Origin of the sequence: Phenylobacterium ferrooxidans (assembly GCF_042714595.1) — a bacterium.
GTDB classification, from domain to species: Bacteria; Pseudomonadota; Alphaproteobacteria; order Caulobacterales; family Caulobacteraceae; genus Phenylobacterium; species Phenylobacterium ferrooxidans.
Genome location: NZ_JAOTJD010000019.1, coordinates 69,475 through 82,925, shown reverse-complemented (window position 1 = coordinate 82,925; position 13,451 = coordinate 69,475). Strand labels below are relative to the sequence as shown.

16 protein-coding genes and 1 tRNA gene are annotated in these 13,451 nt (G+C 66.3%); 9 read left to right on the top strand and 8 right to left on the bottom strand.

Annotated elements, in window-relative coordinates:
- Positions 1-76 precede the first annotated feature (76 nt).
- Positions 77-1,576, bottom strand: a complete 1,500-nt coding sequence (locus OCL97_RS11590; protein WP_377370197.1) for a methyl-accepting chemotaxis protein — start codon at positions 1,574-1,576, stop codon at positions 77-79.
- A 242-nt stretch (positions 1,577-1,818) separates the two neighbouring features.
- Here OCL97_RS11590 and OCL97_RS11585 point away from each other — a divergent pair, with 242 nt between their 5' ends.
- Positions 1,819-2,214 carry a PAS domain-containing protein gene (locus tag OCL97_RS11585; RefSeq protein WP_305583373.1) on the top strand — a complete coding sequence of 132 codons (396 nt, stop codon included), beginning with the start codon at positions 1,819-1,821 and terminating at the stop codon, positions 2,212-2,214.
- A 21-nt stretch (positions 2,215-2,235) separates the two neighbouring features.
- Here OCL97_RS11585 and OCL97_RS11580 read toward each other — a convergent pair whose 3' ends face one another.
- The gene (locus OCL97_RS11580; RefSeq protein WP_377370196.1) at positions 2,236-3,537 is read right to left on the bottom strand and encodes a dicarboxylate/amino acid:cation symporter; all 1,302 of its coding nucleotides are present in this window, start codon (positions 3,535-3,537) and stop codon (positions 2,236-2,238) included.
- 53 nt (positions 3,538-3,590) lie between these two features.
- On the opposite strand from OCL97_RS11580, the gene OCL97_RS11575 reads away from it, so the two are divergent.
- Positions 3,591-3,667: transfer RNA gene (locus OCL97_RS11575), tRNA-Arg, on the top strand.
- Between the two features lie 399 nt (positions 3,668-4,066).
- Here the strand turns inward: OCL97_RS11575 and OCL97_RS11570 are convergent.
- From OCL97_RS11570 to OCL97_RS11560, 3 genes are read right to left on the bottom strand one after another with little or no spacing between them, the layout of a single operon-like run.
- Positions 4,067-5,710 (bottom strand): recombinase family protein, encoded by a 1,644-nt coding sequence (locus OCL97_RS11570; protein ID WP_377370195.1) that lies wholly within the window; start codon positions 5,708-5,710, stop codon positions 4,067-4,069.
- The gene (locus OCL97_RS11565; RefSeq protein WP_377370194.1) at positions 5,707-6,120 is read right to left on the bottom strand and encodes a DUF2924 domain-containing protein; all 414 of its coding nucleotides are present in this window, start codon (positions 6,118-6,120) and stop codon (positions 5,707-5,709) included. The genes OCL97_RS11570 and OCL97_RS11565 overlap by 4 nt, the downstream gene beginning before the upstream one ends.
- Entirely contained in the window at positions 6,120-6,398 is a 279-nt protein-coding gene (locus tag OCL97_RS11560) for a DUF3489 domain-containing protein (protein ID WP_377370193.1), read from the bottom strand. Before OCL97_RS11560 ends, OCL97_RS11565 begins: the two co-directional genes overlap by 1 nt.
- A gap of 181 nt (positions 6,399-6,579) precedes the next feature.
- On the opposite strand from OCL97_RS11560, the gene OCL97_RS11555 reads away from it, so the two are divergent.
- Both OCL97_RS11555 and OCL97_RS11550 read left to right on the top strand, forming a co-directional pair.
- A complete protein-coding gene (locus OCL97_RS11555) occupies positions 6,580-7,905 on the top strand; it encodes a site-specific DNA-methyltransferase (protein WP_377370192.1) in 1,326 nt (441 codons plus the stop codon).
- Positions 7,902-8,279: a DUF5681 domain-containing protein gene (locus OCL97_RS11550; protein WP_377370191.1), complete on the top strand. Its 378-nt coding sequence runs from the start codon at positions 7,902-7,904 to the stop codon at positions 8,277-8,279. Before OCL97_RS11555 ends, OCL97_RS11550 begins: the two co-directional genes overlap by 4 nt.
- Here the strand turns inward: OCL97_RS11550 and OCL97_RS11545 are convergent.
- Positions 8,198-8,896, bottom strand: a complete 699-nt coding sequence (locus tag OCL97_RS11545; protein WP_377370190.1) for an IS6 family transposase — start codon at positions 8,894-8,896, stop codon at positions 8,198-8,200. The genes OCL97_RS11550 and OCL97_RS11545 overlap by 82 nt on opposite strands.
- A gap of 182 nt (positions 8,897-9,078) precedes the next feature.
- On the opposite strand from OCL97_RS11545, the gene OCL97_RS11540 reads away from it, so the two are divergent.
- Genes OCL97_RS11540 through OCL97_RS11520 form a run of 5 tightly spaced genes read left to right on the top strand, consistent with a single transcriptional unit; the run spans position 9,079 to position 11,723 of the window.
- Positions 9,079-9,774, top strand: a complete 696-nt coding sequence (locus OCL97_RS11540) for an energy transducer TonB (RefSeq protein WP_377370189.1) — start codon at positions 9,079-9,081, stop codon at positions 9,772-9,774.
- Positions 9,775-9,783: 9 nt separating this feature from the next.
- The gene (locus OCL97_RS11535) at positions 9,784-10,518 is read left to right on the top strand and encodes a MotA/TolQ/ExbB proton channel family protein (RefSeq protein WP_377370188.1); all 735 of its coding nucleotides are present in this window, start codon (positions 9,784-9,786) and stop codon (positions 10,516-10,518) included.
- A 44-nt stretch (positions 10,519-10,562) separates the two neighbouring features.
- Complete coding sequence (locus OCL97_RS11530) at positions 10,563-10,982, top strand: ExbD/TolR family protein (protein ID WP_377370187.1); 420 nt, start codon at positions 10,563-10,565, stop codon at positions 10,980-10,982.
- 14 nt (positions 10,983-10,996) lie between these two features.
- On the top strand, positions 10,997-11,272 hold the full coding sequence (locus tag OCL97_RS11525; protein ID WP_377370186.1) for a PepSY domain-containing protein: 276 nt from the start codon (positions 10,997-10,999) through the stop codon (positions 11,270-11,272).
- A gap of 4 nt (positions 11,273-11,276) precedes the next feature.
- The gene (locus OCL97_RS11520; RefSeq protein WP_377370185.1) at positions 11,277-11,723 is read left to right on the top strand and encodes a hypothetical protein; all 447 of its coding nucleotides are present in this window, start codon (positions 11,277-11,279) and stop codon (positions 11,721-11,723) included.
- Here OCL97_RS11520 and OCL97_RS11515 read toward each other — a convergent pair.
- Both OCL97_RS11515 and tagH read right to left on the bottom strand, forming a co-directional pair.
- Complete coding sequence (locus OCL97_RS11515; protein ID WP_377370184.1) at positions 11,707-12,447, bottom strand: PP2C family protein-serine/threonine phosphatase; 741 nt, start codon at positions 12,445-12,447, stop codon at positions 11,707-11,709. The genes OCL97_RS11520 and OCL97_RS11515 overlap by 17 nt on opposite strands.
- Positions 12,444-13,445 carry a type VI secretion system-associated FHA domain protein TagH gene (gene tagH / locus OCL97_RS11510; protein WP_377370183.1) on the bottom strand — a complete coding sequence of 334 codons (1,002 nt, stop codon included), beginning with the start codon at positions 13,443-13,445 and terminating at the stop codon, positions 12,444-12,446. Before tagH ends, OCL97_RS11515 begins: the two co-directional genes overlap by 4 nt.
- Between the last annotated feature and the right edge of the window lie 6 nt (positions 13,446-13,451).

The window sequence follows — 13,451 nt, the reverse complement described above, 5'->3', positions numbered from 1 at the left end:
GATATAAGCGAGAGCATGATTCACGCCTGAGCCGGGACCGCTGCGCGGTTCCGTCTCAAGCGATCATGCTCTAGGCCTAGAACTCTTCCCAGCTTTCCGAGGCGGCGGCCTTGCCGCCGCCGAAAGCCGACGTCAGCCGGGCCCGGTCGCGAGCGACCGGGTTGCGGGCCGGGGCGTGCCGCTCGGCCCGCGCCAGTTCCGGCCGCACGGGCTGAGCCCCGGTCTGGAAGCGGCCCACCAGCCTGGTCAGCTCCACGGCCTCGCTACGCAGATTGGCGGACGCAGCGGTGGCTTCCTCCACCATGGCCGCATTCTGCTGGGTCACCTGGTCCATCTGGTTGACGGCGGTGTTGACCTGGGCGAGCCCGACGGCCTGCTCCTGTGACGACTGGGCGATCTCGGCGATCAGGCCGTCGATCTCAGTGACCCGTCCGACGATTCCCACCAGAGCGTCGCCGGTCTCGCCCACCAGGCGGACCCCGGAATTGACGTGGGCCGACGAGGCGCTGATCAGGGCCTTGATCTCCTTGGCCGCGTCGGCCGAGCGCTGGGCCAGGGCCCGAACCTCGGATGCGACGACGGCGAAGCCGCGGCCTGCTTCGCCGGCCCGAGCGGCCTCGACCCCGGCGTTCAGGGCCAGCAGGTTAGTCTGGAAGGCGATCTCGTCAATGACGCCGATGATCTGGGTGATCTTGCCGGAGCTCTGCTCGATCTCACCCATGGCGGCGACCGCCTCGCGGACTACACCGCCGGAGCGCTGAGCGTCAGCCTTGGCGGTGGTGGCGGCGTTGAAGGCTTGCTTAGCGCCTTCGGCGCTGCGCTTCACGGTGGCGGTGATCTGGTCCAGGGCCGCAGCGGTCTCCTCCAGGCTGGCGGCCTGCTGCTCGGTGCGGCGCGACAGGTCGTCGGAGGCGCTGGCGATTTCGTCGGCCCCACCCCGGATTCCGCCGGAAGAGGCGGCGATGGAGGTCAGGGCCTCACGCAGGCTCTGGATAGCCTTGTTGAAGTCCTCCTTGATCTGCTGGTAGCGGCCGTCAAAACGCGCCTCGATCTGGGTGGTCAGATCGCCGGCGGCCACCCGCTGCAGGCTGTCGGCCAGGGCGCCGACCACCAGGTTCTGCTCGGCCTCGGCCGTGGCGCGCTCGGCCTCATTTCGCGCTCGCTCCAGCTCGACCTCGGTCACGTCCGTGGCGAACTTGATGACCTTGTAGGGACGTCCGGCCTCGTCCAGCACGGGGTTGTAGGAGGCCTGAATCCAGCAAACCGAGCCATCCTTCCTGATCCGCTGGAACTTGGCGGCGACAAACTCGCCATTGTTCAGATCCCGCCAGGACTCGCGGTATGCCGCGCTGTCCTTCTGGTCGGGCGGCACAAACATGCTGTGATGGCGACCCTCGATCTCAGCCGCCGTGTAGCCAAGGGCGTCCAAGAAATTGGCGTTCGCCCTGAGGATCGTCCCATCGAGCTTGAACTCGATCACCGCCTGAGACCGGTCCATGGCGTTGACCTGCGCCTCGAGCTCGCGGACGCGCTGAGCCTCCCGCGCCTTTTCCTGAGCACGACCACCAAACAGCATCCGACCGCTCCACGTCCTCACCAGCTCTTGCGGCATCTCATCGCACTGCGATCGCTAACGACCTCCTAATTGAAACCCCACTTCGCGAAACGAACCTGGGTTCCAGTGGTCTTGGCCCGTGAAATAAGGCGCGCGCGCGCTTTGACGCGGTTAACAGAAGCCTAATTGAATTGCCCCGGCGGCTCACTGTAGGTCAGGTTGTGCGTTGGACAGGTGACGCCAACCTCAGGACGAGCGGTGTGATGTCACTTATCCAACTGGTTTCCGCCCTCGTCGGCGACACGGAGCTGGCGGTCGTGGTGACGGACGGCGAGCTGGCGGCGCCCGGTCCGAACATCCTCTATGTGAACGCGGCGTTCGAACGCATGACCGGCTATGCCAGTCATGAGGTGGTCGGAAAGAGCCCCCGAATGCTGCAGGGATCAGCCACCAGCGTCGCGGCCAAGAAGCGACTGGCGCGGGCGTTGCGCCTGGGCGTCACACATCGGACGACCCTGATGAACTATCGCAAGTCCGGGGAGGCCTATCGGTGCGAGATCGAGGTCTTTCCGCTGCTCACCCCCTCCGGAGAGCCCTTCGCCGCCGTCGCCTTGGAGCGCGAGGTCCCTCGCCGTCCCGGCCGACGATCCGCCGCGTAGGCGGCCGGACGGCCCCGAGGCTCAGTCCGCCGGAGCCTGCACAGGCTCGGTCACCATGGCGCGCGGCCCACGTTCCAGCTCCTGGGCCAGGACCTCCCTGTCCAGGTCCCCATCCCAGCGGGCCACGACGAGGGTCGCCACGCCGTTGCCCACCAGGTTGGTGAGCGCGCGGCACTCGCTCATGAACCGGTCCACCCCCACCAGCAGGGCGAGCGCCGCGATGGGAATCTCCGGAATGACCGCCAGGGTGGCGGCGAGCGTGATGAAGCCTGCCCCCGTCACGCCGCTGGCCCCCTTCGAGGTGAGCATGGCCACCCCCAGCAGGGTCAGCTCCTGGGTCAGGGTGATGGGGGTGTTGGTGGCCTGGGCCAGGAACAGGGTGGCCAGGGTCATGTAGATGTTGGTGCCGTCGAGATTGAAGCTGTAGCCCGCCGGGATCACCAGGCCCGCCGTGGTCTTGCCAGCGCCCAGGCGCTGCATCTTGTCGATCATCTGCGGCAGCACAGACTCCGAGGACGAGGTCCCCAGGACGATCAACAGCTCCTCGCGGATATAGGCCAGGAACTTCAGGATCGAGAAGCCGGACATCCAGGCGATCAGGCCCAGCACCACCAGAACGAACAGCAGGCTGGTGAGGTAGAAGGTCCCCACCAGGGCGGCCAGCTTCACCAGGGCGGCGACGCCATACTTGCCGATGGTGAAGCCCATGGCCCCGAAGGCCCCGATGGGCGCCAGACGCACCACCACCTGGATGATGGAGAAGAAGACCTTGGAGATGTCCTCCAGGGCCCCGGCCACCTTGTCGCCGAAGGGACCGAGTCGGGTGCAGGCCAGGCCGGTGATCACCGCGATCACCAGCACCTGCAGCAGCTGGCCATCGGCGAAGGCCCCGAAGAAGGTGTCGGGGATCAGGTTCAGCAGGTACTGGACGAGGTCAGGACTGTGGTGAGCCTTCTCCACGTATTCTTCCGCCACGCTCGGATCGAGGCTGGCGGGATCGACATTGAAACCGACGCCCGGCTGGACCCACTTGCCCACCACCAGGCCGATGATCAGAGCGATGGTCGACACCACCTCGAAGTAGATCAGGGTCTTGGCGCCCAGGCGGCCGAAGGCCTTGATGTCGCTCATCCGGGCCATGCCGGCGGCGATGGTGCAGAAGATGACCGGGGCGATGGCCATCTTGATCAGCTTGATGAAGGCGTCGCCCAGCGGCTTGAGTTGAACGCCGATCTCGGGCCACAGCCAGCCCACCAGCACGCCAAGGGCGATGCCGATGAGCACCTGAACATAGAGCAGCCGGAAATGGCGCAGAGCCCCCATTCGCATCTTCCCTTTCGCCGCCATGCGCCCTTGCGCTATCACCCCACCGGTCTGGCCCGGTAGCTCAGCAGGATAGAGCAGCGCTTTCCTAAAGCGAAGGTCGGGGGTTCGAGTCCCTCCCGGGCCGCCAGACAGTCAGGGCAACTTGGCTCTTCTCCGAGACCAAGTCGCCAAAGCCCCGGCGCACCGGGCTTCCAGCGAGACCAATCCGTCATCCGGCCTGGTCTCCGAAGGCCTAATTCGCCCCCAATGCCCCTCCATTTCAGGGCCTGTCTCCGCACATCAAAAACCGTGACGGTTTCCCTGTTATGAGCCGATAACAGGGAGCGCAGGGATATTTTGAATGTGGCGGACGGCCCCTTGAGGCGGTCGAATCTCGATAACCTAAGGAATTTAATACACTAATTCTGAAAATGATCCGTGATCGATCGGCTCACAAACAGGGAATTTTAAGGCCGACAACAGGGAACAATATCCACCTGAACAGGGAACAATTCACGCTGGAACAGGGATAGTTTTCGGGACTAAATCACCCGCGCGAAATCGCCTCCAACCAGGCCATCTGGTCTGCCCAGGCAAGCGGCATCGGCGTCTTCAGGATGTTTCTAAGGGTCATTCCGGGCGGCTGGTCGCCAACGAGAATTTGGCGCTGGATATCTGGCGACATCAGAGCCAGGCGACAGACCTGACGATCATGCTGCGTCCCCGGCGCCACGGCAGATTGAAGGTCTTCCCGACTCGAAAGCGGCGAGGCCTTCAGTTCGAGCAAGTCGGCATGAGCGCGCTTCAGGGCGTTCACGAGCCCGGGATTGATCCGCCGAGGCCGCTCATCTGCCGAACCCCCGCGGATTGATGTCCGCCCGCCGCGGAGTTGGAGACATTGGGGCAGCACCAACCGGATCGCATTATGCTGCCCGCGTTCAGCAACCGCCTGTTCGCCCTCAACGAGGGTCTTGCGAACCGCGGCCAGAACAAGCTCCGGATGTTCCCCGGGCAAGAGCATCTCGGGATCTATGATGAGATGCGTCTCGTCCGTCCGCAGCTCCACGCGACGCACAACATCCTGCAAGTCGGCGGTCTCCAGATCGTCTCGGGTGCTGATCCGGTTCAGGATGCCGACAAGGAAACCCTCAACCGCAGGCGCTGACACCCGGCGTATGAAGCCATCGGCCTGCGCCAGCTTGACGCCGCGCTGCAACGCCATGGCGATGTAGTAGCGATGCAGCTTTCCAGCTTTGCCATAGGCGAAGCTCGGGCTCATCGGTTGGCCCGAACCATCGAACAGTCGACCTTTGAGTGGTCCCGCCACAGCGCGAGACGGCCGACTGCGGCGCAGCGCCGCCTTCGCAGCCATCTGGGCCGCAGCCGCATCAAACACCTCCCGCGAGACGATCGCTTCATGCTCGCCGGTATGGACGTGATCTTTGTGGACGATCTCACCGAGGTAAAGCCGGCTCTGAAGGATATGGACGATGGCGCCCTTGCCCATGACCTTGCCGCCCATCGGCCGGCCCGCGCGCGTCGTCCAGGCCTTGGAGCGGACGCCGGCCCGCTCAAGATCTTCCGCCAGCGACGCCGCCGACGCTCCGGCCAGGTAGCGCGCGAAGATGTCCCGAACGAGTTCGGCCTCGGCGAGATTTATGATCAGCTTGCGGTCGTGAAGGTCGTAGCCCAGAGGAATGATACCGCCCATCCACATGCCCTTGGCCTTGGAGGCCGCAATCTTGTCGCGAATGCGCTCGCCGGTGACCTCGCGCTCGAACTGGGCGAACGACAGCAGCACGTTGAGGGTCAACCGGCCCATGCTGCTGGTGGTATTGAAGGCCTGGGTGACCGAAACGAACGAAACGCCCCGCCCGTCAAAGGTTTCAACGATCTTGGCGAAATCCGCCAGCGACCGGGTCAGGCGATCGACCTTGTAGACCACCACCACATCGACCTTGCCCGCGGCGATGTCGCTGAGCAGTTGGGCCAAGCCCGGCCGCTCCATTGAACCGCCGGAGAACCCGCCATCGTCGTAGGCGGTCTTGAGGGCCGACCATCCCTCCCCGGCCTGGCTCAGCACATAGGCCTCGCACGCCTCGCGCTGGGCGTGAAGGCTGTTGAAGCTCTGATCGAGCCCCTCCTCCGAGGACTTTCGGGTGTAGATAGCGCAGCGAAGCTTCTGGCTCATCGCGCTGGATCCTGCCGCAGCCCGAAGAACCTTGGACCGTTCCACTTCACCCCCGTGATCGCCTGGGCCACCTGGGAGAGGCTGCGATAGGTCTGTCCGCTCCAGCGGAACCCGCCTTCGACAATCTCGACGGTCTGGGTGGTCCCACGCCAGACACGTTCCAGACGCATGCCTGGGGCGAGACTGGGCGCCGCGACGGGCAGACTCATTCGGAAGAGGGTCGACCGGGTCTCGGCGTCCAAGCCTCCGAATGCCTCGGATTGAATCCCCCAGGCCAAGAGCCTAGCCAACAGGTCGGTCGACCTCAGTGTCGGCGGAGTCCCATAGCGCTCGCGCCAGACCGCTCGCAGACCCTCAAGGTCCAGGCGCTCGAGCGCCCGGACCTCCTCGGTAATTGCGGGATCGATCATCACGCCGAGACCTCCGCCGAGATGCGATAAATCCGGACACCGTCGACCTTCTCAGAGACGACGTGGAGGCCCATGCCTTTCTTGATCGATCCGGCCAAGGCGCCGCGGACCGAGTGCGCCTGCCAGCCGGTAGCGCGCATCATGGTCTCGAGGGTCGCACCGCCCGGGTTGCGGAGCAGGTCGACGACGCTGGCGATTTTCGTCTTGGCCGGCTCGGTCGGGATCTCGGCGGAGGAGTCTGTGGGAGAGGCGCCGGATCGGCGGGATGACTTGGTCATTGGAATTTGTCCTTTGCTCGCCGGGCCGGTGTTGGCCCGCACTGAGCAAAGCCCGGACTGCCGGGCTTGACGCCAACAGCAATGCTCGGACGCCCGCCGCAGTCCAGTCGAACCTCAGCGCATGCAGCGGCAGGTTGCAGCTATCAGTTTCAGAATCACGAGTTCATGATATGTTCGGCAGATGACTCGCTCCGCCGAACTTGAAGTCGAGCACCGCGCACCAAGCACGCTGAAGCCCTACGCCCGGAACGCTAGGCGCCATTCCAAAAAGCAGATCAAGCAGATCGCCGACAGCATCCAGCGGTTCGGCTTCACCAATCCGGTGCTGGTGAGCGACGAGGGCCAGATCATCGCCGGTCATGGCCGGGTTGAAGCTGCAAAGCTGCTCGGCCTGGAATCGGTGCCGACCCTCCGCCTGTCCCACCTTAGCGAGACCGAGCGTCGAGCCTACGTTCTCGCCGACAACAAACTCGCGCTCAACGCAGGCTGGGACACCGAGATCCTTGCGATCGAACTCCAGGCCCTCATCGATCTGGACTTCGACGTGACCTTGACCGGCTTTTCCCTGGCCGAGGTAGACCTTACCCTCGACTTGGCCCGAGACAGCGACCCCGACGCGCCTCCCGGTCCAGAGGATCAGGTCCCGCCTTTTGCGACGGCGGCGGTAAGCCGGATGGGCGACATCTGGGAGCTTGGGCGCCACCGGCTGATCTGCGGCGATGCACGCAATCCGGAGGACTATGCCCGGCTCATGCGGGGCGATGTCGCCGACCTCGTATTCACCGACCCGCCCTACAATGTCCCGATCGATGGACACGTCTCCGGCTTGGGCAGCATCCAGCATCGCAAGTTCGCCATGGGCGCCGGCGAGATGTCCACAGCCGCGTTCACCGCGTTCCTGCAGGAGACCCTCGGCGCGATGGCCGGCGTCAGCCGCGATGGCGCCATCGCCTTCGTATGCATGGACTGGCGCCACATGGGGGAATTGCTGGCGGCCGGCGAGCGGGTGTTCAGCGAGCTGAAGAACCTCTGCGTCTGGAACAAGACCAATGGCGGGATGGGCACCTTCTATCGGTCCAAGCACGAGCTGGTGTTCGTGTTCAAGGTCGGGACCGCTCCTCACGTGAATAGCTTCGGCCTTGGTGAGGACGGGCGATACCGCACCAACGTCTGGGACTATCCGGGGATCAGCAGCCTAGGATCGGGGCGCGGGGAGGTGCTCGCGATGCATCCTACCGTTAAGCCAACCGCTCTGGTGGCCGACGCGATCCGTGATTGCTCGAAGCGCGGCGGCATCGTGCTGGACGGATTTGGCGGATCCGGCACCACCCTGATCGCTGCGGAGACCTGCGGTCGGTCGGCCCGGCTGATCGAGTTCGATCCGCTCTACTGCGACACCATTGTTCGGCGGTTTGAGAAGCTGACCGGCAAGGCGGCGAAACTTGCCCACGATGGCGCGACCTTCGAGGCGACCGAGGTGCAGCGCTCGCGGGAGGAGCCGAAGTGAGTACGCCCGACGATGAGGACCCCGGCAGCCCGAGCAAGGCACTGGTCGGGTATCGTCAGCCGCCAGCGCAGCACCAGTTCCGCAAGGGCGCATCCGGCAATCCCCGCGGCCGACCCAGGAAGAAGGCAAAGCCGGACAAGACTGCAAGTCGCGCGTCAGGGCTGGAGGATCTGATCATGCAGGAGGCCTATCGGCCGATCCAGATCCGCGAAAACGGGAAGCTTGAGGAGCTTCCAAGGGTTTGTCAGGTTAAGTCGGCCGAACTCCAAAGGCCCCCTCCCCGGCGCGGAGATCACGCAGCGGCGGTTGCCGCCGCCCACGTCCGATGCGCCTCGGCCCGGAACCGGCGGAGGGTCGGTCGGCGGATCAGGTGAGGCTGGAGATTGAAGACGTTGTAGACAGCGGCGTGAGTGGCGAGGAATCTCTGGGCTGAGGCCTTGGATTTGAATTTCTGCTGCTTTCGCTCCCGTCGCCGGATCGGCAGATGCGAGTTCTCAGCGCGATTATTCTCCCGCATCCCGCCAGGTCGGTGACGACCCGCCAGGCCCAGATCCCGGGCCGCGGCACGGTAGGACGCCAGCTTGTCCGTGACGATCGCCTCGGGGTGGACACAGTAGTTCTTGAGCAATTTCCTCAGCAGCTTCAACGCCGCCGCCTTGTTGCGGCGCTCCTGGACCAGCATGTCCAGCACCTCTCCCTCATCATCGACGGCCCGCCACAGGAACATTCGCCGTCCGCCGATCTTCACGACCATCTCGTCCAGATGCCATCGACCTGTCGGCCTGGGTCGGGAGCGCCGCAGATTATGCGCGAACTGGCGGCCGAACTTCAGCGTCCAGCACCGGATCGTCTCGTAACTGACCTCGATCCCCCGTTGGGCGAGGAGTTCCTCGACGTCCCGAAAGCTCAGGGTGAACCTGAAATACAACCACACTGCATGGCGGATGACATCAGCCGGGAACCGGTGGCGCTTGTATGAAATCGGTCTCAACGGCGTCTCCCACAGCGGACTTCAGGCCGCTACCGGAGACAACTTGACCTTAAACTGACAGCACCCCGGCGTCTATCACAATCTGGTCCGCCGCTGGGCGGCGACGTAGCGATTTGAAAACGAGACGCAAAAACACCACCGCTACCTTTTAATGAGACCTATTCTCAGTTAGAGACGCCGCCATGGTTCATGTGGCGTCGATGACAGGCGGCCCGCCCGCCTATCGCGGCGGTCGCGGAACCCTGCGTGACCGCGCGACGGCGGTCGGCGCGGTGGTGGCGCTACATGCCGGCCTCGTCGGCGTCTTCGTCCTGGCCCAGCTGCGCCCGCCGCCTCCGCCTCCGGAGCAGACGCTCTCGGTCAGCTTCATCACCGAGGCAGCGGCCAGTGCGGCGCCCGCTCCGCCCCAGCTGCCGACCCCGACGCCACCGCCCCCCAAGACCCAGATGCTGTCCACCACGGCGTCGACACCCTCGCCCATGAGCGCGCCACCCATGGAGCACGAGCCTCAGCGCGTGGCGCCCGCCCCGTCCGCCGCGCCCGCCCCGCCGGCCCAGGCTGCGGCCTCCAACGCGCCGGTAGCGGCCGCCACCACACCGCCGAACTTCACCGCCGCCTATCTGCAGAACCCCGGGCCGGCCTATCCGGTCGGATCAAGGCGCCGGCGCGAGGAGGGCGTCGTGCGCCTGCGCGTCCAGGTGAGCCCCGAGGGCGCGCCGACCCAGGTGCTGCTGGACCGATCCAGCGGGTCAGCCGACCTAGACGCCGCCGCCATGGATGTCGTGAAGAAACGCTGGAAGTTCGCCCCGGCCAAACAGGGGGACCGCGCGGTCTCCGCATGGGTGATCGTGCCCATGGAATTCTCGTTGAATCGCTGAGAGATCGACATGGAAGACGCCCAAGGCTTTAGCCATTTCCTCGCCCAGGCTGATCTCGTCGCCAGGAGCATACTGGTGCTGATGGCGGTCGCCTCGCTGGCCAGCTGGTACCTGATCGTCACCAAGTCGATGAGCGGCGCCCAGGCCCGTCGCCGGTCGGAGAAGTTCCTGACCTTCTTCTGGAACGCCCCCTCCATCGAGGTCGTCGGCCGCGAGCTGGACGGCAAGATCCCCGACAACGCCTTCGCCCATCTGGCCCAGCAGGGCATCGTCGCCGCCCAGCACCATGAGCGCCACGGCGCCCACCGCCTGAATGAAGCCGGCGCCCCCACCGAATTCCTCACCCGGGCCCTGCGCCGGACCATTGATGAGGAGACGTCGGAGATGGAGTCGGGCCTGACGGTCCTGGCCTCGATCGGGGCCACCGCGCCCTTCGTCGGACTACTGGGCACCGTCTGGGGCATCTACCACGCCCTGCTGGCCATCAGCCGATCTGGCTCCGGCACCCTGGACAAGGTCGCCGGTCCGGTCGGCGAGGCCCTGATCATGACCGCCATAGGCCTGGCCGTCGCGATCCCGGCAGTGCTGGGCTACAACTTCATCGTCCGCAGCAACCGCATCACGCTGGCCCGCCTCGACGGCTTCGCCCACGACCTCTTCACCTTCCTGGTGACGGGCGCCAAGGTCGGCTCCTCCGAACCCCCGGCCGCGCCCAAGCGCCCGGCTCCGGCCCGGAGCGCCTAGAGATGGCCTTCGGCAGCTTCGATAGCGGGCGCAGGAACTCGCCCATGGCGGAGATCAACGTGATCCCGCTGGTGGACATCATGCTGGTGCTGCTGGTCATCTTCATCGTCACCGCGCCCCTGCTGACCAACTCGGTGAAGATCGACCTGCCCAAGGCGGCCAGCACCCCCGACGAGAGCCGTGAGCCGGCCATCCAGTTCGCCATCGACGCCGCGGGCCAGCTCTATTGGGACGGTGACAAGATCAATCACGCGCAGATGCTGCAGCGGATGCGCGCCGCCGGCGCCAAGGAAAAGCCCCCCGAGCTGCACCTGCGCGTCGACCGCCACACCCAGTACGAAACCCTGGCCGACGTGATGAGCGAGGCCAGCAAGGCGGGCGTCGCCAAGGTGGGCTTCGTGACCGATCCATCCGGCACGGTGACCACAGACATCCAGGCGCCCGCGCCTGTTCCGCAACCCTGACCTTGGAGCCGATGATGAATAAGATTCTCTGCCTCGCGGTCGCCGCCCTCTCCCTGGCCGCCGCCGACGTGGCCCTCGCCGACGGTAATGTGTCCTGCCCTGCCGCCACCCGGGCTGAACGCAAGCCCACCGCCGAGCTGGTCCAGATCCTGAAGAACCAGGGGTGGAAGATCCGCAAGCTGCAGATGTTCAACGGCTGCTACGAGGTCTATGGCTTCGACGAGAAGGGCCGTCCCGTGGAAGCCTTCTTCGATCCCAAGACCCTGGCCCGCGTCGCCGTTCAGCCCTGACGACGTGGAACGATCGGCCTTCCCCGCCCCCATCCGGCTAAGCGCCCGCAGCCGCCTGACCATCAGCGTGGTGGGTGTCGGGCTGTGGGCGTCGGGCGGCCTGTGGCTGATTTTCCATTTCTACCTTCGCAGCCCGGGTCCCTGGGGACCTGAGCCCCATGCCTTGGAGCCATGGTGGCTGCGGCTGCACGGACTGTTCGCCTTTGCGAGCCTGTGGCTGATCGGGCTGCTGAGCGGTCTCCACATCGCCAGGGCCTGGGCGAGCCGCCGCCGTCGCTGGTCGGGCTCGCTCCTGTTGGCCTGGCTGCTGGCCCTGACGGTCACCGGCTACCTGCTGCTCTATGCGGGGGACGACGGGGCCTGGGGGCTGCTCTCGCCCGGTCACTGGATCGCGGGCCTGGCCTTGCCTGTGATCTATGTCGCCCACCGGCTGATCAGTCGGCGGCGATGAGGATGAAGCTCACATTGTCAGGCGCCTGACGGGCCAGGGTCGTCGCCAGCAGCCAGTCGGCCGAGGCGGCCAGGTCGTGGCGATCGATCCCCGCCAGCTCATCCTCGGTGACGCAGGCGGTCAGGCCGTCGGAGCACAGCACGAAGAGGTCGCCGGACTGGATTGGGGCGAAGCGGCGGTCCAGGTCGATGGAGGGCGCAGACCCCACCGCGCGGGTGATGACGTGGGCGCTGGGATGGGATTTGCGGCGGGCCTCGGGCAAGGCGCCCCCGTCCACCAGTTCCTGCACCACGCTGTGGTCGCGGGTGATCGCCGACACCGTCCCTTGCCGCAGGTGATAGGCGCGGCTGTCGCCGGCCCAGAGGCAGGCATAGTGGCCCTCGTGGGCCAGCAGGGTCACCACCGTCGATCCGCTGGTCGCGCCCGAGGCCGCCTGCTCGGCGAACAGCTCGGCGTTCACGCGGCGCACCTCGCCCTCGATGTCGGCGATGCAGGCATAGCCAGAGGCGCCGTGCTCCACCTGGGACAGGGCCTCGATGAGCCGGCTGGCGGCGACATCGCCGGCCTGGTGCCCGCCCATGCCGTCGGCCACGGCCCACAGGGTTTGGGGCCCGCGCTCCAGCAGGCGGTCTTCGTTGACCGTGCGCCGGCGGCCGGCGTGGCTGCGGGAAACTGAGCGGAATCTCAGGGGCGAGGCTTCCGGCGATTGGGCCAGGGCGCTCACCGGGCCTCGGGGTCCGTCGCGCGGCTGTAGGCCTCGGCGAAGGCGCGCCGCAGGGCGTCGTCCTGAGTTCCCTCGGCGCGGCTGGTGAAGGCCGCGTGGCGGCGATTGTGGATGTCCCAGCATACGGCCTGGCGGCTGCGCAGCATGGAGCCTTGCGACTTGGCTTCCGCTTCGATGGTCTCCGGCGCGAAGCTCTGCAGGACGACCTCGGCCGCGGCGTCCGCGCCCCGGGCCAGGGCTGCGAGGTGCTGGTTCAGATCCTCGAAGGAGGCGCGCACCGCCTCGGCGTCCGACAGGAAGGCCGCGTCGCCGCCGGTCAGCAGGTCCTGCGCCACCTTGCGGGTGGGCGCCCACTTGAACGGGTTGTTCTGGGCCGCCCGGATGGTGGTGCGCTCCAGCTCGTGGTCGCCCTTGAAGCGGGCGCGGTCGGCCATCAGCGTGGCCAGGCCGATCACCGTCTGTTGGTAGATGGCCCCCACCCGCCGCATGAGGTCGGTGGGGTCCTCCGAAGAGAGGGCTGAGGCGTCCAGCTTGGCGCCGTCGCAGAAGGCTTCCAGCAGGGAGGCGTCGCGATGGGGCGACGGCGCGGCAGGCGGGTCGGTCCAGGTGGCCGGCAGCGGCGTCACCTGGGCCGCAAGGGGCGCGTGCAGGGTCGTGGCCAGGCCGGCGTCGGCGACCTCGTCGTTGGGCGCCTCCTCCACCAGGATTGTGAAGGCGCCCAGCCGCAGGCTCTGGCGGGCGCTTATCTCCACCGGCAGGTCGCGCGGCGCGCGCGCACCGTCGGCCAGGAAGGTGCCGTTGGTGCTGGTGTCCTTCAGCAGCAGCCGGCCGTCGACCATCTCCAGGCTGCAGTGCAGACGCGACAGCGTGCCGTCGGGATCGGGCAGGGCCCAGTCGGCCGAGACGTCACGGCCGATGGTGACCGGAAGGTCGGCGATCAGCCGCCCCTCGATCTGCTCGAAGGGCTGATCCTTGTGGAACAGGCGACAGATGTACATCGTCCC

Coding starts and splice junctions, on each gene's coding strand:
- OCL97_RS11585 (WP_305583373.1), top strand. CDS start 1,819: ATGTCACTTATCCAACTGGTTTCCGCCCTCGTCGGCGACACGGAGCTG.
- OCL97_RS11525 (WP_377370186.1), top strand. CDS start 10,997: ATGAATAAGATTCTCTGCCTCGCGGTCGCCGCCCTCTCCCTGGCCGCC.
- tagH (WP_377370183.1), bottom strand. CDS start 13,445: ATGTACATCTGTCGCCTGTTCCACAAGGATCAGCCCTTCGAGCAGATC.
- OCL97_RS11555 (WP_377370192.1), top strand. CDS start 6,580: ATGACTCGCTCCGCCGAACTTGAAGTCGAGCACCGCGCACCAAGCACG.
- OCL97_RS11540 (WP_377370189.1), top strand. CDS start 9,079: ATGGTTCATGTGGCGTCGATGACAGGCGGCCCGCCCGCCTATCGCGGC.
- OCL97_RS11580 (WP_377370196.1), bottom strand. CDS start 3,537: ATGGGGGCTCTGCGCCATTTCCGGCTGCTCTATGTTCAGGTGCTCATC.
- OCL97_RS11565 (WP_377370194.1), bottom strand. CDS start 6,120: ATGATCGATCCCGCAATTACCGAGGAGGTCCGGGCGCTCGAGCGCCTG.
- OCL97_RS11530 (WP_377370187.1), top strand. CDS start 10,563: ATGGCGGAGATCAACGTGATCCCGCTGGTGGACATCATGCTGGTGCTG.
- OCL97_RS11560 (WP_377370193.1), bottom strand. CDS start 6,398: ATGACCAAGTCATCCCGCCGATCCGGCGCCTCTCCCACAGACTCCTCC.
- OCL97_RS11535 (WP_377370188.1), top strand. CDS start 9,784: ATGGAAGACGCCCAAGGCTTTAGCCATTTCCTCGCCCAGGCTGATCTC.
- OCL97_RS11570 (WP_377370195.1), bottom strand. CDS start 5,710: ATGAGCCAGAAGCTTCGCTGCGCTATCTACACCCGAAAGTCCTCGGAG.
- OCL97_RS11590 (WP_377370197.1), bottom strand. CDS start 1,576: ATGCTGTTTGGTGGTCGTGCTCAGGAAAAGGCGCGGGAGGCTCAGCGC.